At 35.4% G+C, this 23,098-nt stretch carries 19 protein-coding genes; 7 read left to right on the top strand and 12 right to left on the bottom strand.

Annotated features, from left to right (window positions below; translation table 11 throughout):
• Positions 1–50: 50 nt before the first annotated feature.
• Positions 51–1,010, bottom strand: a complete 960-nt coding sequence (locus Q4566_RS10160) for an OmpA family protein (protein WP_303420776.1) — start codon at positions 1,008–1,010, stop codon at positions 51–53.
• A gap of 29 nt (positions 1,011–1,039) precedes the next feature.
• A complete protein-coding gene (locus tag Q4566_RS10155; protein ID WP_303420774.1) occupies positions 1,040–1,801 on the bottom strand; it encodes an exodeoxyribonuclease III in 762 nt (253 codons plus the stop codon).
• A 170-nt stretch (positions 1,802–1,971) separates the two neighbouring features.
• Between Q4566_RS10155 and Q4566_RS10150 the strand changes: the two genes are divergently transcribed.
• Positions 1,972–5,394 (top strand): hypothetical protein, encoded by a 3,423-nt coding sequence (locus tag Q4566_RS10150; RefSeq protein WP_303420773.1) that lies wholly within the window; start codon positions 1,972–1,974, stop codon positions 5,392–5,394.
• A gap of 99 nt (positions 5,395–5,493) precedes the next feature.
• Here the strand turns inward: Q4566_RS10150 and Q4566_RS10145 are convergent, their stop codons facing one another.
• From Q4566_RS10145 to Q4566_RS10115, 7 genes are all read right to left on the bottom strand, one after another.
• Positions 5,494–5,820: a hypothetical protein gene (locus tag Q4566_RS10145; RefSeq protein ID WP_303420770.1), complete on the bottom strand. Its 327-nt coding sequence runs from the start codon at positions 5,818–5,820 to the stop codon at positions 5,494–5,496.
• A gap of 119 nt (positions 5,821–5,939) precedes the next feature.
• Positions 5,940–6,266, bottom strand: coding sequence for a hypothetical protein (locus tag Q4566_RS10140; RefSeq protein WP_303420768.1), 327 nt, complete (start codon positions 6,264–6,266; stop codon positions 5,940–5,942).
• 259 nt (positions 6,267–6,525) lie between these two features.
• Positions 6,526–7,449: a M28 family peptidase gene (locus tag Q4566_RS10135; protein ID WP_303420765.1), complete on the bottom strand. Its 924-nt coding sequence runs from the start codon at positions 7,447–7,449 to the stop codon at positions 6,526–6,528.
• A 109-nt stretch (positions 7,450–7,558) separates the two neighbouring features.
• On the bottom strand, positions 7,559–8,311 hold the full coding sequence (locus Q4566_RS10130; protein ID WP_303420763.1) for a succinate dehydrogenase/fumarate reductase iron-sulfur subunit: 753 nt from the start codon (positions 8,309–8,311) through the stop codon (positions 7,559–7,561).
• Positions 8,312–8,321: 10 nt separating this feature from the next.
• Positions 8,322–10,334, bottom strand: coding sequence for a fumarate reductase/succinate dehydrogenase flavoprotein subunit (locus Q4566_RS10125; protein ID WP_303420760.1), 2,013 nt, complete (start codon positions 10,332–10,334; stop codon positions 8,322–8,324).
• An 11-nt stretch (positions 10,335–10,345) separates the two neighbouring features.
• Positions 10,346–11,023, bottom strand: a complete 678-nt coding sequence (locus tag Q4566_RS10120; RefSeq protein WP_303420759.1) for a succinate dehydrogenase cytochrome b subunit — start codon at positions 11,021–11,023, stop codon at positions 10,346–10,348.
• A gap of 149 nt (positions 11,024–11,172) precedes the next feature.
• Positions 11,173–13,041, bottom strand: coding sequence for a T9SS type A sorting domain-containing protein (locus tag Q4566_RS10115; protein WP_303420756.1), 1,869 nt, complete (start codon positions 13,039–13,041; stop codon positions 11,173–11,175).
• A gap of 113 nt (positions 13,042–13,154) precedes the next feature.
• Between Q4566_RS10115 and Q4566_RS10110 the strand changes: the two genes are divergently transcribed.
• Complete coding sequence (locus tag Q4566_RS10110) at positions 13,155–14,447, top strand: aminopeptidase P family protein (RefSeq protein WP_303420753.1); 1,293 nt, start codon at positions 13,155–13,157, stop codon at positions 14,445–14,447.
• A gap of 85 nt (positions 14,448–14,532) precedes the next feature.
• Here Q4566_RS10110 and Q4566_RS10105 read toward each other — a convergent pair whose 3' ends face one another.
• Positions 14,533–15,855: an aspartate kinase gene (locus tag Q4566_RS10105; protein ID WP_303420751.1), complete on the bottom strand. Its 1,323-nt coding sequence runs from the start codon at positions 15,853–15,855 to the stop codon at positions 14,533–14,535.
• Positions 15,856–15,963: 108 nt separating this feature from the next.
• Here Q4566_RS10105 and Q4566_RS10100 point away from each other — a divergent pair, with 108 nt between their 5' ends.
• Positions 15,964–16,620: a hypothetical protein gene (locus Q4566_RS10100; protein WP_303420749.1), complete on the top strand. Its 657-nt coding sequence runs from the start codon at positions 15,964–15,966 to the stop codon at positions 16,618–16,620.
• Between the two features lie 110 nt (positions 16,621–16,730).
• Here Q4566_RS10100 and Q4566_RS10095 read toward each other — a convergent pair whose 3' ends face one another.
• Positions 16,731–18,419 (bottom strand): FAD-dependent oxidoreductase, encoded by a 1,689-nt coding sequence (locus tag Q4566_RS10095; RefSeq protein ID WP_303420747.1) that lies wholly within the window; start codon positions 18,417–18,419, stop codon positions 16,731–16,733.
• 160 nt (positions 18,420–18,579) lie between these two features.
• Between Q4566_RS10095 and Q4566_RS10090 the strand changes: the two genes are divergently transcribed.
• Positions 18,580–19,356, top strand: a complete 777-nt coding sequence (locus Q4566_RS10090) for an alpha/beta fold hydrolase (RefSeq protein WP_303420745.1) — start codon at positions 18,580–18,582, stop codon at positions 19,354–19,356.
• A 62-nt stretch (positions 19,357–19,418) separates the two neighbouring features.
• Positions 19,419–19,697, top strand: a complete 279-nt coding sequence (locus Q4566_RS10085; protein WP_303420743.1) for a hypothetical protein — start codon at positions 19,419–19,421, stop codon at positions 19,695–19,697.
• 49 nt (positions 19,698–19,746) lie between these two features.
• On the opposite strand, the gene thiL is transcribed toward Q4566_RS10085, so the two are convergent.
• Positions 19,747–20,793, bottom strand: coding sequence for a thiamine-phosphate kinase (gene thiL, locus Q4566_RS10080; RefSeq protein ID WP_303420741.1), 1,047 nt, complete (start codon positions 20,791–20,793; stop codon positions 19,747–19,749).
• 433 nt (positions 20,794–21,226) lie between these two features.
• Here thiL and Q4566_RS10075 point away from each other — a divergent pair, with 433 nt between their 5' ends.
• Both Q4566_RS10075 and sufB read left to right on the top strand, forming a co-directional pair.
• Positions 21,227–21,556 carry an iron-sulfur cluster assembly accessory protein gene (locus Q4566_RS10075; RefSeq protein WP_303420738.1) on the top strand — a complete coding sequence of 110 codons (330 nt, stop codon included), beginning with the start codon at positions 21,227–21,229 and terminating at the stop codon, positions 21,554–21,556.
• An 87-nt stretch (positions 21,557–21,643) separates the two neighbouring features.
• Positions 21,644–23,092, top strand: coding sequence for a Fe-S cluster assembly protein SufB (gene sufB, locus Q4566_RS10070; RefSeq protein WP_303420736.1), 1,449 nt, complete (start codon positions 21,644–21,646; stop codon positions 23,090–23,092).
• The last annotated feature ends 6 nt before the right edge of the window (positions 23,093–23,098 follow it).

Here is a 23,098-nt window from a genome sequence, read left to right as displayed (position 1 = left end):
TTATGTTTAATACTTTGTGTTAGCAATTGCAATGAAAAGCCCAATTGACTTTAATTCTCGTGTAAAAGCTTTGTTAATTCGTCTAATTTCGGTGTTAAAATGACTTCAATACGGCGGTTTGTTGCTCTCCCTTGTGGTGAATCGTTTGAAGCAATTGGCGCAAACTCGCCACGACCAGCAGCCGTTAGATTTTCTGGGTTTATCGCTTTATTTTCTCTTAAAATATTCACGATTGATGTTGCACGTTTGGTTGATAAATCCCAATTACTCGTTAGAGGCCCGTTACCTTTATATGGTACATTATCAGTATGACCTTCAATTAAAACAGCGATGTCTGGGTTTTGCCCCAGTACCGTTCCTAATTGTTCTACGGCTCTACGTCCATCTGATCCTACAGCCCAGCTTCCAGAATTAAATAACAACTTGTTCTCCATAGAAACATATACTTTACCATCCTTTTGTTCTACGGTTAAGCCTTTGCCTTCAAAATCTGTTAAAGCACTAGAAATCGCATCTTTTAGAGATGTCATGGCCGCATCCTTAGAGGCAATTACGCTTTCCAATTCAGCAACACGATTAGAACGATCCTCTAACTCTTTTTTAAGGCGTTCTAAACGGGTAATCTCGGCAGATAATGCTTGTTCTTTAGCTTCAAGTTGTGCTAATAACTCTCTGTTTTTCTCTGAATTTGAAGCAATGGCACGCGAACTGTTTTTTTCCAAAGCACTGTATGATGATTTTAAAGCTTCAAGATTGGCTTGAGTAGCTTCATAATCAGCTTGTAATTTATTACGCTCAGCAATAGCTTCGTCATAAGCTTTCTTAGTTTGTTTAAAATCGTTCTCTGCCTGAGCTTTCGATTTCAATAAAGACTCATAGTCTTCAGTTAAATCACGATTCTCCTTTTTTAACTCAGCATATTTAGCTTCTAAGTCCTTATATATTTTAGGAGATACACAAGATGCCAAAACGGCCATCGTAAAAATGGTAAAAACACTTTTTTTAATCATGTTGTTTAGTTTTAATAATAAGTATATATTTAATCTTCAAGCTCTAACAAAATCGGGCAGTGATCACTATGTACCGCCTCGGTAAGTATAACGGCTCTTTTTATTTTTTCTTGTAATGGTTGCGAAACCATCGCGTAATCTAATCGCCATCCTTTATTGTTTGCTCTAGCGTTGGCACGGTAGCTCCACCAGCTATATTGTTGTAATTCAGGATTTACAAATCGGAAAGAATCTATAAAACCGCTATCAATAAAACGCCCAATCCAATCACGTTCTACTGGTAAAAATCCAGAAACACCTTTCATTTTAGGGTTATGGATATCAATTTCTTCATGACAGATATTATAATCACCACAAATAACTAAGTTAGGATGTTCCAATTTAAGGTTGTTTATATAGTTTTGGAACATGTCCATATATTCCAATTTATGGTCTAATCGCGCATCATTTGTTCCTGAAGGCAAGTATAAACTCATAACAGAAACATCATCAAAATCGACACGTAAATTTCTACCTTCGAAATCCATCGACTCAATACCCGTACCGTATTCTATATGATTAGGCTTTGTTTTACACAAAATAGCCACACCACTATATCCTTTTTTCTGAGCACTAAACCAATAGTGATAATTGTACCCTGCTTCTTCAAAAAGTGTTAAATCTAACTGTTCTTGTAAGGCTTTAATTTCTTGAAGACAAATAACATCTGGATTTGCACTTGTTAACCATTCGATAAAACCTTTGTTTAAAGCGGCTCTAACACCATTGACATTGTACGATATAATTTTCATTTATGAATTTAATTTAGAAAGCTTTTAGCCTAAGTTTTGGAACTTCACGTTTAAAACGCGTTAATTTCAGCTAAAATAAATAATACGTTACTTTTACCCTATTATTTTACAGCAGTTTTAACAGGTTACACTTGCAAAATAATTTAAGGGATTTTCAGTTTAAGTATCTAATGAAATTTTTTACTTGTATACTTTTGTTTTTCATTGGTTTTTGTGGATTCTCACAGAACAATCCCTCCAACTACAGATCGAAAAAAGTTGCCGTAAAAGACACTATTATTATTGAAAATGTAAGTATTAATTCTAGTGCTTTTTCAGTTCAGAAAAAAGACAACACTCTTATTGACTCTACATTATATACTGTAGATTTTTCGAAAGCTATTTTAACCTTCAAACAACCTATTGATACAGATACGATTATTATCAATTATTTGAAATTTCCGAACTTCCTAACCAAAACCTACAAGGAACTTGATGAAAATATTATTGTGAAACACAATAGTCAGACTCAAAATTTGCATAAACTCCAACAATCAAATTCGACTAAAAGCTTTGTTCCGTTTGATGGTTTAACCACATCGGGAAGTATTTCTCGAGGAGTAACTGTGGGAAACAATCAAAACTCTGTATTAAACAGCGAATTAGATCTTCAAATTACAGGAAAACTAAATGATAAGGTTTCCTTACGTGCTTCCATTCAGGATGCCAATATCCCTTTGCAAGAAAGCGGATATTCCCAGCGACTAGATGAATTTGACCAAGTTTTTATTGAATTATTTAGCGACCGCTGGAACATTCGCGCTGGTGATATCGACCTAGTGAACAACGATTCCTATTTTGCTAAATTCTCTAAACGTGTGCAGGGTTTAAATTTTAATGTGAATTTAGGTCCGGAAAAAAAAGAAACCAACCTTTTTGCCGCTGGAGCTATTGTTCGCGGGCAATTTACGCGCAGCCAATTTACAGCTCAAGAAGGTAATCAAGGGCCATACAAGCTTCAAGGACCAAACGGTGAATTGTTTGTACTTATCGTTTCAGGAAGTGAAACAGTTTACGTGAATGGCGTGGCCGTAAAACGTGGTGAAAATGAAGATTATATTATCGATTATAACGCTGGAGAAATTATTTTCAACCCTACATTTCCTATCACTTCCGAAATGCGTATTACTATCGACTACCAGTTTAGTGAACGTAATTATACCCGTTTTGTAGCCTATGGCGGCGGACGCTATGAAAGCAAAAAACTAAAACTTGGTGTTTCAATTTATTCTGAAAATGATGCTAAAAACCAACCGCTTCAACAAAATTTATCTGAAGATCAAGTTGAAATTTTAGCACAAGCCGGAAACGATAAAACCCAAATGGTATCTCCTTCAGAATCACGAGCAGAATACAATCAAAACAGGATTTTATATAAAAAAGAAGTCTTAAACGGTGTGGAGCAGTTTGTGTTTTCAAACGATGAAAATGACGAATTATACAACGTCACTTTTACCTTTGTTGGCGCAAATCTAGGCGCTTATGCTTTAAGCAGCATCAATGCCATAAATAATATTTATGAGTACGTGGGCGATGGTCTTGGAGCTTATGCGCCCATAATTCAACTTGTGGCACCTAAAAAAACACAACTTGCTGTGATAAACGGAAGTTACAGTCCTTCTGAAAAAACGACCATTAGCTTTGAAGGCTCTGGAAGTAAAAACGACGAGAATTTATTTTCAGTAATCGATGACGACCAAAATGATGGTTTTGCTGGAAAAGTAACCTTACAACAAGCCCTCATTAAAAATGATAACAACTGGAATCTAAACCTGCTTATTGACAATGATTATATCAGTGCCAATTATCGTAATATCGAAGGGCTTTACAACCCAGAATTTAGCCGCGATTGGAACCTCGACCAAACCGATTTATATGGTATAGGTTACAATTTAGGAAATCAAAATTTACTGAATACTGGCGTGCAACTGTTTCATCAAGAAAAAGGTCTTATTGATTATAAATTTGAACACTTGAATTTCTCTGACGGTTTTAATGGTAATCGGCATTTGGCTAACATTAATTTACAGCTGAATAAATTCAATATCATCTCCTACTCTAGTTTTCTAAACTCGAATGCTACAGTAAATAACTCCACGTTTTCAAGATCTTATAACCGCATCACTTATAGTATGAATAAAACTTGGGTAGGCACAAAATTAGCTTTTGAAAACAACGAACAAAAAAACAATACCACACAAACCCTAACCGCTTTAAGTCAGAAATTCCAATCTTACGAAGCTTTTGTTGGCGTAGGAGACAGTACAAAGGTTTTTGCCGAAGTGGGTTACATACACCGAGTAAACGATAGTGTTCGAAACAACATACTTGAAAAAGTAAACACTTCCAATACGGTATATCTAGATTCTAGAATTGTTCAAAATAAAAACACCAACTTGTCATTATACGCCAATTATAGAACTTTAAAAAATGAAGACGATACTTTGGATGATGAACATTCTTTAAATTCTAGGCTGCAATACAGCCAAAAACTTTTCAAACAAATGGTACACTGGAACACGATTTTCGAAACCAATTCGGGCACTTTACCACTTCAAGATTTCACTTACGTGGAAGTTGAGCCTGGGCAAGGATCGTACACTTGGATAGACTATAATAACAACGGCATTCAAGAGCTTGAAGAATTTGAATTGGCGCAATTTCAAGATCAAGGTAAATATATTCGAGTGCTTTTACCAAATCAGGTTTTTGTAAAAACCCATCAAAATAGACTGAGTCAGTCATTAACCATTAATCCTTCTACTTGGGCAGTTTCAAAGCATAAAACTAAAAAATTCTTCTCTCATTTCTATAACCAGACCAGTTATCTTATAGACCGAAAACATGAAAGAAGCAATAGTGGTTTTAACTTAAATCCGTTTGAAGATAGTGAAGACGACCTGCTTGGGTTACAACTTAACTTTAGAAACGTTTTCTTTTTTAACCGCGGAAAACAGCATTACACAACCTCCTATACCTACCTAGAAAACTCAACTAGAAATATACTTTCTATTGGCTTTATTGAAAACAACTTAAGCAGCCATCAGTTAAATTTTAATCATAAAATTGCTGAAAATTGGCTCATCAATATGCTTTCTGCTTTCAACACGAACGAAAGTAAAAGTGAAAATTACTCAAGTAAAAATTACAATTTAGATGAATCAGTTTTAAACCCCAAATTATCCTATTTATTTAATACGAATTCAAGTTTCGATATTTTTTATCAGCACACAAATAAGTCTAATACCATTGGCGACGGCGAAACTCTAAAACAACAGAAATACGGGACGTCTTTCTCTTTTGGAACCAGTCAAAAAAGCGCCATAAATGGCGAGTTCAACTTCATTTCAAATGCTTTTGAAGGCAATTCAAACACCCCTGTGGCTTATCAAATATTGGAAGGGCTACAGCCTGGAAAGAACTTTACATGGAGCTTATTGGCTCAAAGAAAACTAACTAAATTTTTAGATTTGAATTTAAGTTATTTTGGAAGAAAAACAGAAACCAGTAAAACCATTCATTCAGGTTCTGTGCAATTGAAAGCGTATTTTTAGAAGAAAAAACACTACTAAATATTATTGATTGAAATCATTTTGTTGGAAGCTTCTTACCAAAACCATTCCATGTAGGCTAAATTCATTTTAGGGTTTATTTTAATTATAATCACTACAATCAATCTCGTCTAGATCCTTTTTAATCTCTCTAAGAGTTTCTTCATAATCATAACCATAATCAGGAATACAATCATATATATCTTCTATAGCATCATAATACCGTAGTGTTGCCGCCTTATATTCATTACAACTTTCAGGCGAAGGATTTTCACTAAAATCACTACTAGCCTTGCCAAAATCTGATAAAGCGTCTTCATAATCGTCTTCCCAATCTACTCCACTGCAACCAGAAATCCCTAGAGCATCTTCTACATCATCTTTACCGCAAGCTGTAAACAGCATAAATAATGATAAGCATGTAATCATTAATAGTTTTACGTTTCTAAAAAAAATTGAACCATTTGCCCCCTTAATTTTAATTTTGTTTAAATTTTTCATGTGTTTGTTTTTTAGTTTGAATATTGAGTTTTAATAATAGCCTTCATTTATAAATAACAATCGCTAACAACAGTCATTGGTATGGTATCGTGTTTATCTAAAAGTGTATGGTAATAAAGAGCCCTTGCCGCTTTATATCTTTCACTATTTTCGTTTGTAGGGTTGTTTCTAAAATTAATACCTGCAGAATTAAAAGACGATAAAGCTTCCTCCAATTGTCCTGTCCAGCCAATAGCTTTTTCAAGTTTCCTAGGATTGGGCTTGCCTTTTTTATTTGAGCTAGTCCCACTAGAAAAAATAGTAAAATAGGTTAGTGATGCCATTTTTAATTTGAAGGCATTCATTTGTTCCTCTCTATAGTTTAGATGTTCCATATACATATTTTATTAAAGTGAATACTTGACCATTTACAACTAATCTCTTACAATCAATTGTCAATCTTATTACTAACAAGGATAACCCTGATAACAACTTGTATAAAAGTATATAGGGGCTTTAGGAAGAGATACCACATATGTAACAAACTATAGAACTATTGTTACATACGTAAAAGCGTCAATAAAAACAGGGGTTTTGAAATAATTAGGCTTAAATTAAGAGCATAACTTAAGTTAGATTTTAATAGTAGAACGGTTATTTATAAAACCTAAAATCATCTGCTTTTTCAAAGAAGTTAATAATGGTTTTTACAGCGTTTACGTAAAAACCGGGTTGTATCCTGTCAAAAGTATCTGTAGGTTCATGATAATCTTTATGATCATCAACACCAAAATACAGAAATGGAATAGCTTCCATGAAAAAGCTCATGTGGTCTGAAGCATAGGTCCAATTTTCTAACCCATCATAACCATCATGTCCCGCCACTAAATTAATTTGACAGGCTGCTTTCATATTTTTGTAAATATATGCTAGGCGTTCATTATGAGATACACCAACAACAAATAAGGTATTGGAATCACTTCGACTAACCATGTCTAAATTTAGATTAAGTACGATGTTTTTTGACCGTGCCAAGCCACTCTTTACAAAATATTTGGAGCCTTGAAGATCAAGTTCTTCCGCATCAAAAGCAGCAAAGATTATAGAATGTTTAGGAGGATGTTTTTTGAAGTATTCAGCAAAACTAAAAAGCGCACAAACCCCGGAAGCATTATCATCGGCACCATTATATATGTCGCCGTTTATAATGCCCTCATGATCGTAATGCGCACTTAAAACAATATAATCCTCTGGAAATTCCGATCCTTTAATTTCACCTAAAACGTTAATACCCTTATAATATCTTTTAGCCTCTGTAAAGCCAAAATGCTGCTCGTAATTTTTAGTGCTTGGCAAAACATTCAACGCATGAAATTGATTCACGATAAACTGTTTTGCTTTTCTGCCGCCTTTCGTTCCTGTTCTTCTACCTTCAAAGGCATCAGAAGACAGCGACTTTAAATGTTTTAATAAGGTTGTTTCGTTAAAATAACTTCCCTCACAGTAAGACTCTTGAGCACGCGTTACTGGAGCAAAAAACAACGTTAAAAAATACAATACAAAAGCGACTCTAATCATAGGTTATGGAGATAAAACTTAGGGTATATAAAAGTATAACTAAAAAAAATACCACAAAAAAAGCCCATATCTAAAAACGATATGGGCTTCATTTTATTATTTAGGAATCTTATTTAAGCGCGGCTTTCATAAGTTCTCTATTCATTCTAGCAATATTGTCTAATGAAATGCCTTTTGGACATTCCACTTCACAAGCGCCAGTATTTGTACAGTTACCAAAACCTTCAAGATCCATTTGAGCTACCATGTTTTTAACACGATCGGCAGCTTCCACTTGTCCTTGCGGTAATAAAGCATATTGCGACACTTTTGCTCCAACAAATAGCATTGCAGATGAGTTTTTACAAGTCGCTACACAAGCTCCACAACCAATACAAGTTGCAGCATCCATAGCTTCATCGGCTGCATGCTTTGAAATTGGTAATGAGTTTGCATCCTGAGTATTCCCTGACGTGTTTACAGAAATATATCCTCCGGCATGTTGAATACGCTCAAAAGACATTCTATCTACAATTAAATCTTTAATTACCGGAAAAGCAGCTGCTCTCCATGGTTCAATTGTAATAGTATCACCGTCGTTAAACATTCTCATGTGTAACTGGCACGTTGTAATACCTCTATCTGGACCGTGTGCTTCACCGTTAATGTATAAAGAACACATTCCGCATATTCCTTCACGACAATCATGATCGAAAGCCACTGGCTCTTCACCAGAGTTTACCAATTGTTCGTTTAAAACATCCATCATTTCAAGGAAAGACATATGCTCTGAAATATCGGTTACTTTATAATCGACCATTTGACCCTTTGCATTCGAGTCTTTTTGTCTCCAAATTTTAAGCGTTAAATTCATATTATCCATAATGTCAATCTTATTTGTATGAACGTTGTTTCAGTTCAATGTCTTTAAATTCTAATTCTTCTTTGTGTAAAACCGCATCAGCAGGTTCTCCTTTATACTCCCATGCAGAAACAAACGCAAAATTAACATCGTCACGTTTCGCTTCACCTTTTTGTTCGCCGTCTAATTCAACAGACTCTTCTCTAAAGTGACCACCACAAGATTCTTCTCTTACTAAAGCATCTTTAGCAAATAATTCACCTAATTCAAGGAAATCTGCTACACGTCCTGCTTTTTCTAATTCAGGGTTTAATTCGTTAGCACTTCCTGGAACTTTAACTTCTTTCCAGAATTCTTCACGAATGGCTTTAATTTCAGCCATAGCTTCAGTTAAACCTTGAGCATTTCTTGACATTCCTACTTTATCCCACATCACTTTTCCAAGTTTCTTGTGGAAATAATCTACAGATTTTGTTCCGTTGTTGTTCATGAAGAAACTGATACGATCTGTAACTTCTTTTTCAACAGCGTCAAATTCTGGAGTATTTGTTGGAATGGTTCCTGTTCTAATATCATGAGATAAGTAATCTCCAATAGTATAAGGCAATACAAAATAACCATCAGCTAAACCTTGCATTAAAGCAGAAGCTCCAAGTCTGTTTGCACCGTGATCAGAGAAGTTCGCTTCACCAATACAGTATAAACCTTCAACCGTAGTCATCAAGTTATAATCAACCCAAACACCACCCATGGTGTAGTGCGTTGCTGGGTAAATCATCATTGGGGTTTTGTATGGATTTTGATCTACAATTTTCTCATACATTTGGAATAAGTTTCCGTATTTGGCCTCAACGATTGCTTGACCTAATTCGTATATTTTTTCCGCGGAAGCGTTTTTAATATTATGAATTTTCGCTTGTTCTTGACCGTAACGTTCAATAGCCGCTGCGAAATCTAAGTAAACAGCTTCACCTGTTGCATTTACACCATAACCAGCATCACAACGCTCTTTAGCAGCTCTCGATGCTACATCACGTGGTACTAAGTTACCAAAGGCAGGGTAACGTCTTTCTAAGTAATAATCTCTATCGGCTTCAGCAATATCTGTAGGTTTTAATTTCCCTTGCTGAATCGCTTTGGCATCTTCTATTTTTGCTGGTACCCAAATACGACCATCGTTACGTAAAGACTCAGACATCAAAGTTAATTTAGACTGATAATCTCCTGAACGTGGAATACAAGTTGGGTGAATTTGTGTATAACAAGGATTTGCGAAATACGCCCCTTTTTTATGGATTTTCCAAGCTGCAGTAGCATTAGAACCCATCGCGTTTGTTGAAAGGAAGTAAACGTTGCCGTAACCACCTGTTGCAATAACAACAGCGTGTGCTGAGTGACGTTCAATTTCACCTGTAATTAAATTACGAGCGATAATCCCTCTTGCTTTTCCGTCAATTTTAACAACGTCAAGCATTTCATGACGGTTGTACATTTCAATTTTACCACGAGCAATTTGTCTATTCATCGCTGAATAAGCTCCTAATAATAATTGCTGACCTGTTTGTCCTTTAGCATAGAATGTTCTTGACACAAGAACCCCACCAAACGAACGGTTATCTAATAATCCACCGTAATCACGTGCAAAAGGCACCCCTTGAGCAACGCATTGGTCGATAATATTTCCAGAAACCTCAGCTAAACGGTAAACGTTAGCTTCACGAGAACGGTAATCACCACCTTTTACAGTATCGTAAAATAATCTGTAGTTTGAATCCCCATCACCTTGATAGTTCTTCGCTGCATTGATTCCCCCTTGTGCAGCAATAGAGTGCGCACGACGTGGTGAATCTTGATAAGCAAATGCTTTTACTTTATATCCTAGTTCTGCTAAGGTAGCTGCTGCCGAACCTCCTGCTAAACCTGTACCAACAACGATAATATCAATATTACGTTTGTTTGCTGGGTTTACTAAGTTGATATGATTTTTATAATCTGTCCATTTATCTTTAATTGGACCTTTTGGTATTTTTGAATCTAAAGCCATTTTATTGAAGATTAATGGTTAAAAAAATGATAAAGTGCTACAAAAATAAATCCTACTGGAACAAAAATTGAGTAGGCTTTACCTATTGCTTGTAATGTCTTTTTTCTACCTGCAGTACCTCCCATTGATTGGAAAGCTGAAGTAAAACCGTGCATTAAGTGCAAGGCTAAAAACACAAAAGCTACAACATAAGCTCCCACACGTACTGGGTTTACAAACTTATGAACTAGCTCTTCGTAATAACGGTATCCTTCAACACCTGCCATGGTACCAGACCAATCACCTTTTATAAATTTGGTGTTAATTTCTGGAAACCAGAAATCAATAAAGTGTAAAATAATAAATGCTAGAATGGCAATACCACTCCAAATCATGTTTCTACTTACCCATGAAGAGTTTGCTGCCCCATTATTTTTAGCATAAGCAACACCGTTTGCTTTCTTGTTTTTTAACTCTAATATGAATCCCATAACAAAATGGAACACCACACCAAAAATTAAAACAGGTTGCAGCGCAAATTGAATTAATGGATTTGTACCCATAAAGTGAGACACTTCATTAAAAAGGTCTGGACTAATTACAGATAAAAGATTAATAGCTAAATGCTGAAGCAAGAAAAACATGAGAAAGAAGGCTGAAAGTGCCATAGCTACTTTCCTCCCTATCGAAGATTTAAAAAATCCGTTCATTTTGATTAAGTTATTTAAGATTCTAGCAAAGGTAGGTCAGACGCCAATTATAGACAAATAACATTTGTCATGTTTTCGTTATTTAGAATCATTTTAATTAACTACGTATTTATACTTAGAGCAGCACAAAAATACTTAGTTTTAATATTTTAGTCTACAATCACTTTTTCAGTTAGAGTGCCTTCTTTAGCTAAAATCCTGACAAAATAAACACCTTTTTTAAAAGTGGTTAAATCCACAACCTCAGTACTTGAAGGATTTTCAATCATTTTATCAAAAACACATCTACCACTAACATCAAAAATATACATCTGTTCTAGTTCTGCCGCAGCTGCACCTTGAATAGAAAGCAACCCATTTGTTGGGTTTGGGTATAATTTTAAAGTTTGATGCTCTGCAATATGAGCACTTGTACTTAGAGTACAACCAGACTGCCTCACTGGAATCAAGGCCGATTTACCACTATAACAAGATTCCACTGGCAGGCTTTGCACGCTTTTACTTTGTATAACACCACCTGCTAATTTATTATCATCAGACAAATCTCTGATTTGCTGCCCAATAGACGTAGAATAATGCATAACATCATTAAATTCTTTAATTACATGTGCCAATTGATGAGCATGACCAATTTCATGCAAAGCAACCCCTTGAAAATCGACAGCAAAACCAGGACTACCCGTACCAAAATACCAAGAAGCTTCATCATCAAACACCATATCAATATCAGTAGGAAAAACCACCGAATTATTTAATACATCACTATTACTAGGACAAAGCTTAAACCTATACGTTGTTCTCGCTAATGTCCCATCAGGCAATTCATCACCATTGTCAAACCTAACAATATTCACACCATCTGTAGGGTTAGCACTATCAACAGAAGAAACCGGCCCAATACTTAAGTTAACACCAGTTTCACAGCGCCAGGTTTCTAAGGCTGTAAAAAAATTATCTTTAGCACCAGGATGTACATTATCGGCATTGAAACTAGTTTCCAACCGAAATCTATAACCACCACTCCCATCATTATTCACCAAACGCGTAGGAAACGCATAATCCTTATTACCACTACCTGCATCAACATTAAAAACAACATTTTGCAACGCATAAACGACTGTTAAACTATTAGCAGACTCAATGATGTTAGAGTTCGCATCTGTCACTCGTATATTACCTGTTCCAGCTTCCGACGGTACTTCAACAGTAATCGAATTCGTAGACCAACTAATAATTTGAGAATCTAAAGCATCAATAAACACAGCCTTACCCCCATCATCTTCGCCACCAGTATCAGCATCTCTAAAACTTACTTTTCCTTTAGAGCTACCAAAATTCCCTGAGGCTCCAGTTGAGCTTGTAATTTTAATAGTAGACCGCGTACCTGCAGTTATCGTGTTAGGCGCAAAAGATATTCCGGATGGAATCAAACTACTCTTGGCTTCATTTAATTTTGATGTTTCACTAGCAGCACTAAATACTTTCACCTTTTTAAAATTAGCTTTAGTATATCTAGCGAGCGCTTTATAAAAACTATTTGAAATGCCCTGCTTTGCAGTAAACGCGTTTACTACTGCATCAGCATATAAATTATACTTGTAATAACCTTGAACACCACTATAAACCACGTAATTGTTGTTAGAATTTAGACCTGAAACAGCACTTTCAACTAAAGTAAAAACACCCAAATCTCCAACATTTAGCTTCAAACTGTGCGTTACCATCTGGCAATCTAAACCTACCGTTCCACCAGTTGTAATTACATCTACACTAGAAACAACAGCTCCTTTAAATACTTTATAAACTTCAATTATATTTTTAGTGTAAATATTATCATCTGCCCCAAAAAAAGCCTGTTTAGCAATAACTTTACCCTCAACCACCAATTTTGACGCCGCTATTTGCTGTTCAAGTGGAATTTCCTTTAAAAATATTTGAGAAAAAACAGTTGTTCCTGAAAGAAAAAACACCAGAAAAAGCAACCCGATTTTGTTTAATGTAATATTAAGCGCCCCCATGCCATTTATATATTTAATTAATAATTAACCCCTTAACTCCAAAAGTAATAAATTATACCTTATGTTTTATTTAGAATCACTACTTTTATGGTTCTTATAAATTCACAGTAAAAATGAAATACACACCTATTAATAGTAAGCTATTTATAAAAAATCGTGAAAATTTTAAATCAAAAATGCTTGCAAACAGCTTAGCTGTTTTTAACTCTAATGACATTTATCCCGTAAGTGCTGACAGCACATTACCATTTGAGCAACATCGCGATATATTTTACTTAAGTGGCGTAGATCAAGAAGAAAGTATTTTAGTTCTATTTCCAGACTGTCCGAAAGAGAAACATCGTGAGATTTTATTCTTAAAAGAAACCAACGAACACATTGCCATTTGGGAAGGTGCCAAACTCACAAAAGAAAAGGCTTTTGAAACAAGCGGTATCAAAACCGTTTATTGGTTGCAAGACATGGAAAAAATCATGTTTGAAATCATGACCCAATGCGATACGGTTTACATCAACACTAACGAACATTACCGCGCCAATGTTGACGTCGAAACCCGCGAGGACCGTTATACAAAATGGCTAAAAGAGAAATATCCAGCGCATCGCGTCGCTAAAAGCAACCCCATCTTACAACGTTTACGTTCTGTAAAAGACCCTATTGAAATTGATTTAATTCAACAAGCTTGTAATATCACAGAAAAGGGGTTTCGCCGCATTCTAAACTTTGTGAAACCTGGCGTTTGGGAACATGAAATCGAAGCTGAATTTATGCATGAGTTTTTAAGAAACCGTTCTAAAAAATTCGCTTACACTCCTATTGTAGCTTCAGGAAACAACGCTAACGTACTACACTATGTTGAAAACAACCAACAATGTAAAGCTGGTGAACTTATTTTAATGGATGTTGGGGCCGAATACGCAAATTACTCTAGTGACATGACGCGTAGCGTTCCGGTTTCTGGAAGATTTACCGACAGACAAAAAGACGTTTACAACTCTATTCTTCACGTGAAGAAAGAAGCTGAAAAAATGCTTATCCCCGGAACCGACTGGGCAGAATATCATGTTGAAGTTGGTAAAATGATGACTAGTAAACTTTTAAAGCTTAATTTACTAGACAAAGCTGATGTTCAAAATGAAGATCCAGAATGGCCAGCGTATAAAAAATATTTTATGCATGGCACTTCTCACCATATCGGACTCGACACACACGATTACGGTATTTTAACCGAACCTATGCAAGCGAATAATGTGTTTACCGTTGAGCCTGGAATTTATATTCCGAATGAAGGCTTTGGCATTCGTTTGGAAGATGACTTGGTAATTCAAGAGTCTGGAGCACCAATCAACCTAATGAAAAACATCCCTATTGAAGTTGAGGAGATTGAAGATATTATGAATTCTTAAGAATTTAAATTTCTTTAGACAAAAACAAAAGAGGCTGCTTGAAATCAAGACAGCCTCTTTTTGCATACAAAACAGAGTAATATTTTTAAAGAGTGACTAATTCAAATAAATAATCATTAAGTTTTTGCAGCGTATTAATTTTATCTTTTGAATCAATTAATAGTGAAATATTATTTTGGCTTCCACCGTAAGAAATCATTCTAATTTTTACATCTTGTAATATTTTGAATAACTTAAATGTATCATCATGATTTACAACCTCATGCCCCACTAAACACACAATACTTTGGTTTTTATCGACCTCGATGGTAGCAATTTTATCCAATTCAGCTAAAATAGCATCTAAATTTGAATCATCATCAATAGTTAGTGACACCGCAACTTCCGAAGTGGTAATCATATCAATTGATGTTTTATAGGTTTCAAAAATTTCAAACACTTTCTTCAAGAAGCCGTGCGCTTGCAACATACGCGCCGATTTAATTTTAATAGCCGTAATACCGTCTTTAGCAGCGATAGCTTTAATACCATCACCTGCTGTAATACTAGAAATTAAAGTACCATGAGCAGAAGGTTCCATGGTGTTTTTTAGGCGCACTGGAATATTATCAGCTCTAACTGGTGTTACTGTTTGTGGATGTAAAATCTTTGCTCCGAAATAAGCAAGCTCAGCCGCTTCATCAAACGATAAGTTTGAAATTGGATGCGTATTCTCAACGTGTCTCGGGTCGTTGTTATGCATACCGTCAATATCAGTCCAAATTTGAACTTCTTCAGCTAGAAAAGCAGCACCAATAATAGTAGCTGTGTAATCACTTCCACCACGTTGTAAATTTGAAATTTCACCTTCCGTATCTAAACATATAAACCCTTGGGTGATGTATATTTCAGAATCTGGAGTTCCTTCAAATACTTTTTTGAAGTTCTCTTTGATATAAGCGATGTCTGGCTCTTTATTTTCATCAATACGCATAAAGTCTAATGCTGGCAACAACGACGAACTAACACCTTCTTGATTTAAATACGCATTAAACATAAATGTAGAAAGCAATTCGCCTTGCGCTACAATCTGATTTTCTAAATTCACAGAAAATGCTTTTGAAGCACAGCTTTCTAAAAAACTAAAAACATCAGCAACATAAGACTTTACAGCAGCGTTTAAATCGGTATTCTGCAAAAGATTATCAATCGTCACTTTGTAAGTGGCATGAAGCGTTGTTACTTTTTCAACCGCAGCAGCACTATTTCCAGCCTTAATATCTTGACCAATAGCAACTAATTGATTTGTGGTTCCAGACATAGCTGAAAGCACTACAACTTTTTTCGCACCATCGTTTATTATACTTTTAACGTTGGACATGTTTTCCACTGAACCTACAGATGTTCCACCAAATTTTAATACTTTCATGACTATCAATTTGCTGGCGAAATTATAATTCATTTAGATAACTGCGATGTTTATTAAAAAAAAAGTTTATTTTTACACATATTGTTAAATAGTTAACATTTAGTGCTCATGAAAACGGTATCAAATTGCGTTGAAGACATATTAATCACGCAGCCTTATTTAGAAGAAGCCTTATCTAGAAACATCATTAATTTTAGCGCATTAGCTATCGAACTTGTAGAACCTATAAGTAAAATGCTTAAAAAAGATGTCAAGCCAGGTGCTATTATGATGGCCTTGCGTCGTTATAATCCGCCAGCAACTTTGTCGAATTCGCTTAAAATGAAAAAAGCCATTCAGAACTTAGGTGATATTACGGTACGATCAAACCTTACCGATTTTACGGTAAAAAATTCAGACACGCTTATTGATAACCATTCAAAAATCTTGGAACGCATTAAAATAGAATCTAAACCCTTCTACACCTTTACAAGAGGTATTCATGAAAGCAATATCATAATTTCTAGCAGTTTAAATGATTTTATTAAAGGCGAATTAAAAAATGAAACCTTATTAGCCGTGCAAGAAGGCTTATCAGCCATTAGTATAAACTTACCACAAGACAACTCTAAAATTGCAGGTTTATATTACCATTTTTTTAAGCGTTTGGCTTGGGATGGTGTGGTGATGTATGAAGTTATTTCTACCACCAACGAGTTCACCATTTTAGTTGAAGATGAATATGTAGACAAAGCTTTTACAGCCATAAAGCGTGTAAAGTCATAATAAGACGAGGCTATCTAACAACCAGTCGCTATGAAAACCTGAATCAAGTTCAGGTTAACGACACAACACTTTTTAGATAGCCTCGTATATTTATAAAAAACTTAAACCCTTTACTTCTTCACAGGTTTTGGGATTTCAATTTTATCACTATACATTTCCCAGATTTTAAAGCCTCCGGCAACATTCTTAACTGCTTTGATGCCGTTATTTCTTAAAATTAATTCAGCCAAATATCCTCTTAATCCTTTTTGGCAAAATATGATGACTTCCTTATTCTGATTTTTTATAAAATCAATATGATCTCTAATAGCATCTAAAGGATAATTTAAAGCCCCAGGAATGGTACCTTTTTCATATTCGCTAGCTGCTCTCGCATCTAATAATAAGTAATCTTGAGCTGAATCCTCATTTATAAAGACATCTAAGTCTTCCACTGAAATTTGCTCACTCTTGCCATTTATAATATTCTGAGCTACAAAACTTGTTACAACAACAGGGTCTTTAGCTGGTGAAAATGGTGGCGCATAAGCCAAATCTAACTGAGACAAATCGCTAATTTTTAACTTCGCATAAATAGCAGTACTTAAAACGTCAACACGCTTATCTACACCTATTTCTCCAAATAATTCTGCCCCTAAAATTTCTTCGGTTTCGGCATGATAATAAATTTCCGTAATTAAATCTTTTTGACCAGGATAATACCCAGGCGTCGCTCCTGCTACCGTTAAAACCGTTTTAAAAGCAATATTTTTTTCTTTTAAAGCTGTAGGATTCATGCCGGTTCTTGCTAAAGTGTAATCAAATACTTTTACAATAGCGGTTTTGTAAGCACCGTTAAACGAAATTGTATTTCCTTGAACAGCGTTAGCTCCTGCGGCTCGACCAGCTTTATTAGAATGTGTTCCTAACGGAAAATAATCGTAAGTATTGGTTTGAAGATTTTTCAAAGAAATATTATCACCAGCAGCATAAACATCCTTTAAGGAAGTTTCCATAAATGCATTCACTTTTAGAGCGCCATTGGCAATAGATTCGGCACCTTCAGCTAATAATAAATCTGTATTCGGCTTAATTCCTGTACTTAATATTACAAAATCTGTCGAAATTCGCTTTCCGTCCTTAGTTTCAATGGCTAAAATTTTACCGTCGGCATCAATATCAAATTTAGACACTAAGGTTTCAGTGAGCACTTCAATCCCTTCAGCCTCCAAAACATGTCCAGCAAAATTTCCGAATTTTTGTTGCCACATATTTAATACATGAGATGACCCCTCTATTAATGTCACATTTTTGCCTGCTTCTCTTAAATTTTCAGCCACTTCAACACCAATTAACCCAGCACCAACAATGGTGATATGTTTTGATTCACTAGTTAAACCTAACTTCGTGATTTTATCAAAATCTGGCATCGAACGGCAAGTAGACCAATTACTTGCTAATTTTATATTTTCTATTGGTGGTACAATCGATCGTGCTCCGGTGGCAAAAATAAGTTTATCATAAGCGTATGATTTATCTTTTGAAAACACCAATTTAGCCGCAGTATCAATCTTAATAATTTCTTCATTCAATCGCACATCGATATTAAATCGGTTTTGCAATAATTCCGGCTTAACAACCATTAATTTATCTCGACTTTCAATAACACCAGAAAACGCATAAGGCATTCCACAGGTTGCATAACTTATATTGGCACCCTTTTCAAACAAAATAATTTCTGCTCGCTCGTCTTCTCTTCTTGCTTTGGCAGCTGCAGAAGGCCCTGCAGACAAACCACCTATCACGATAATTTTCTTCATAAAACATCTAATTTATATACAAAGGTCAATTAAACCCACAAACTAACATGTAACGTTTATTACAGAAGGCTTTAGTCAGCAGTCATTACATAAAAATAATGAAGTTGAAGATTACAATTAGCTAAGCCCTATCATTTATCTTTGCCACACAATTGAGGTTATGATTTTAGATTTTAAAGGTACAAACATTCACTACACCGATTCAGGAAAAGGACATGCCGTAGTTTTACTTCACGGCTTTTTAGAAAGCACCAAAATTTGGAAAAGACTCGCTCCCGAACTCTCCAAAAAACACCGCGTCATTTGCATTGACTTATTGGGTCACGGACAAACGGGCTGTCTTGGCTATGTGCACACCATGGAACAAATGGCCGAAGTCGTAGAGGCCGTTCTTAAACAACTTCGTATTAGACGTTCCACTTTTATAGGACATTCCATGGGCGGCTATGTGGCACTCGCTTTCGCGGAAAACAATCCAGACAACCTAAAAGGACTTTGCTTGTTAAATTCAACAGCTTCTTCTGATTCCACAGAGAAACAAATTAACAGAGATCGTACGATTGCCGCTGTAAAGAAAAGCCACGAAACTTTTATTAGAATAGCAATAACTAATTTGTTCCGCCCCAAAAACCGGAAACTTTTTAAAGATGAAATTAAAGAGCTCATCAATGAAGCCAAACAAACACCACTTCAGGGTATTGTAGCCGCATTAGAAGGCATGAAAATCAGAGACAATCGCGAGGCTTTATTGCACTTTACGCCTTTTAAAAAAATGATGATCGCTGGTAAAAAAGACCCCGTTTTAAACTATGATGCTCTTTTAGAAGAAGTTGAAAATTCACAAGTGAAATTTGTTGAATTTCCTGACGGACACATGAGTTTTATCGAAAATGAAGGCGAATTACTACACCGCATAATGCATTTCATCGAAAAATAACCGCTCTTTGTCGTTTTATTTGGTTTTATTTTTACATTTAGTGCAACCCAACCCAAAAAACCATGAAAACAACATCTAACAAAGTCGCATTAATACCGAAAATGTATTGCACGCTTTTCGGTCATGATTATCAGGTATCTAAAAATGTAACCTCTCACGTAAGAGAGTATACTTGTAAAACTTGTAAGAAAGAATTAACAACAAACAGCAATGGTAATCTTACCGAGCTAACACCAACATTTAGAGAAATAAATGCCATTTTAGAACGCGTTTATAACTCTAAAACAGAACGGTTAAAAGAAAAAGCGATTAATAGCAGCTCAATCTATCAGCACGTTTAGTAAGCCCAACATCTTCCCTTAAATAACGGCTTGCATCAAACAACTTTGCCTAGGCATTAAAATTTTTCCAACCTTGCGCTTTAATAGGAATTCGCGTGTCAGCTCGTGTTACTAAATGTAACCCTTCGCTAGCCTGCTTCATATGCCCTATAACCGTAAGATGTGGATTTGCTTTAATTTTAGCGTAATCATCTTGAGAAATTGTGAATAATAATTCATAATCTTCTCCGCCATTTAATGCCACAGTTGTACTGTCTATATCAAACTCCTCACAGGTAGAAATCACTTGAGGATCTAACGGAATTTTTTCTTCGTACAGATCACAACCTACCTCACTTTGTTTGCAAATGTGAATGATTTCAGAAGATAAACCATCGCTAATATCAATCATAGATGTAGGCTTTACATCCAATTCAGCTAATAATTGCGGAATATCTTTGCGCGCTTCAGGTTTTAACTGCCTTTCAATTATATAAGTATAGGGCTCTAAATCTGGTTGATTGTTAGGATTTACCTTATACACTTCCTTTTCACGCTCCAAGACTTGTAATCCCATATAAGCAGCACCAACATCACCAGAAACTACTAGCAAATCATTAGGTTTCGCCCCATTTCTATACACTTCTTTTTCAGCATCAACGGTACCAATTGCAGTCACAGAAATAAGCAACCCAGTTGTTGATGATGTCGTATCACCACCAATAACATCAATACCGTAAACATTAGCTGCCGTTTCAATTCCTGCATAAATTTCTTCTAATGCTTCTAGAGGAAAACGATTCGAAACCGCAATAGAAACCGTAACCTGCGTAGCTTCGGCATTCATGGCATAAACATCAGACAAATTCACTACAATCGACTTGTAACCCAAATGCTTCAGCGGCACATAACTCAAATCAAAATGCACCCCTTCAACCAATAAATCTGTAGTCACAACAACACGTTTTTTACCAAAATCTAAAACAGCGGCATCGTCTCCAATACCTTTCAACGTAGAGCTTTGTTTAATCTTGAAATGTTGTGTTAAGTGATCTATTAATCCGAATTCACCTAAATCACTCAACTGTGTTCTTTGTGGGTTTTTATCTTCTATCATGCTGCAAAAATAAGAAGCAATTTTCGTTTTTACTACCTTTATTAAAAAACATCATGTTTACAGCTCAAATAGTTGGTTTCTCAGTCCATTATCCCAAAACAACTTCTGTTTTCGCTTCCGCGGAAATAAAAACGCAACATTTAACCATTTTACAATCAACAGCTTCGATTTAAAAAAATTTTGAACTTCCGCAATCTGATTAAGAATTCATTAATAATTCCCCAATTAACAAGTAATAATAAAAATCTATAAAACTATATACTAATATAATGTTAGGTTACATGGTAATGCATGACTTATATTGTATATTTGCATTCTGTTTTTGGAATCTTTCTAAATAAAAAAGAAAATATATTTTCAACCGATTGATTTCAAGAATTTTAAGATGGCATGTATGAAATAAAATATTACATGATAAAATCTAATAAAAACTATGATAAAAGTTTCTGAAACTGCTAAAAAGAAAGTGATTGAGCTTATGACCGATGATGGTTATGATGCCTCGAAAGATTATGTGCGTGTTGGCGTAAAAAGCGGTGGTTGTTCTGGTTTGTCGTACGATTTAAAATTTGACAAAACACAACAGGATGACGATAAGGTTTTTGAAGACAATGACATTAAAATCATTGTAGACAAAAAAAGCTTTTTATACTTAATAGGCACCACCTTAGAATATTCGGGTGGATTGAATGGAACTGGGTTTGTATTTAATAACCCTAACGCCAACCGAACTTGTGGTTGTGGCGAATCATTTTCGCTATAATTCACAGTAAAGATTAATCAAGAATTTAAAAAATTAAAGCAGAAGATAAACCTAGTTTATAGACACTTTAAAACATTAAAATAGCATATGAGCAAGTATACCGAGGATGATTTACGCGAAGAGCTAAAAACCAAAGAATACGAATACGGGTTTTACACCGATATAAAATCTGACACCTTTCCTGTTGGTTTGAATGAAGATATTGTGCGTGCCATTTCTAAAAAGAAAGAAGAACCACAATGGATGACCGATTGGAGACTTGAAGCTTTTAGAGTTTGGCAAGAAATGACTGAACCAGAATGGGCAAACGTACATTACACCAAACCAGATTTTCAAGCCATTTCATACTATTCTGCACCTAATAGCAAACCTAAATACGATAGTATCGATGAGGTTGATCCAGAATTACTGGAAACTTTTACCAAACTAGGGATTTCACTAGATGAGCAAAAGAAATTAGCTGGTGTGGCTATGGATGTGGTCGTTGATTCGGTTTCAGTAGCCACAACATTCAAGAAAACACTTGGTGAAAAAGGTATTATTTTCATGAGTATTTCTGAAGCGATTAAAGAGCATCCAGAATTAGTTAGAAAATATTTAGGAACCGTAGTACCACAAAAAGATAATTTTTATGCGGCTTTAAATTCAGCAGTATTTAGTGATGGCTCTTTTTGTTACATTCCTAAAGGCGTAAAATGCCCAATGGAACTATCTACTTATTTCAGAATCAATCAAGCAGGTACAGGGCAATTTGAAAGAACTTTAGTGGTTGCCGATGAAGGCAGTTATGTAAGCTACCTTGAAGGTTGTACAGCACCAAGTCGTGATGAAAATCAATTACACGCAGCCGTTGTAGAGCTTATCGCTTTAGACGATGCTGAAATAAAATATTCAACAGTACAAAACTGGTTCCCAGGAAATGCTGAAGGAAAAGGTGGGGTTTACAACTTTGTAACCAAACGTGGTTTATGCGAGAAAAACGCTAAAATCTCTTGGACTCAAGTTGAAACAGGTTCTGCCGTAACATGGAAATACCCTTCTTGTATCTTAAAAGGTGATAATTCGGTTGGTGAGTTTTACTCTATCGCCGTGACAAATAATTACCAACAAGCCGATACTGGAACTAAAATGATTCATTTGGGAAAAAACACCAAATCAACCATTATTTCAAAAGGTATTTCAGCAGGAAAATCACAAAACAGTTACCGTGGTTTAGTACAGATAGGATCGCGTGCCGAAAATGCCCGAAACTTTTCACAATGTGATAGTTTACTAATGGGTAACGAATGTGGCGCACATACCTTCCCGTACATTGAAGCCAAAAATAAATCGGCTAAAATCGAACACGAAGCAACAACAAGTAAAATTGGTGAAGACCAGATTTTCTATTGTAACCAACGTGGTATCGATACCGAAAAAGCCATTGCCTTAATTGTAAATGGGTTTAGTAAAGAGGTTTTAAACAAACTCCCAATGGAATTTGCTGTGGAAGCTCAAAAATTACTAGAAATAAGTTTAGAAGGAAGTGTAGGATAAAATTTT

Source organism: Tamlana sp. 2_MG-2023, assembly GCF_030548465.1.
Taxonomy (GTDB): domain Bacteria; phylum Bacteroidota; class Bacteroidia; order Flavobacteriales; family Flavobacteriaceae; genus Pseudotamlana.
The sequence above is the reverse complement of the archived record's forward strand: the minus strand, read 5'-3'. Positions and strand labels throughout refer to the sequence as shown.